Consider the following 241-nt stretch of genomic DNA (forward strand, 5'->3'; position numbering starts at 1 on the left):
AAAGCCATTTTCAATCACTCCTTTGTCATAAGAATCGCCCAACTTATTCCCACGTACTTTTTTATCTTCTTCAATGTGTCTATACGTTACGTTGTTTTTCGTTACTCTCGTGATTTCAACCCCTTTTTCTTTTAGCAAAGTATTAAATTCTTCAAAGTCTACTGCGTTATCCTTTGTTTCTTCAACTGCCATTCTTATATCATTTTTCCATGACCTTTTATCTTTATCTATCATGTTCTGT

1 pseudogene is annotated in these 241 nt (G+C 33.2%); it reads right to left on the bottom strand.

Features of this window, described 5'->3' with window-relative positions:
* Nucleotides 1–241, bottom strand: a pseudogene (locus tag SH09_RS13775) (relaxase/mobilization nuclease domain-containing protein); the annotation flags it as partial.

Origin of the sequence: Staphylococcus gallinarum (genome assembly GCF_000875895.1) — a bacterium.
Lineage (GTDB): Bacteria > Bacillota > Bacilli > Staphylococcales > Staphylococcaceae > Staphylococcus > Staphylococcus gallinarum.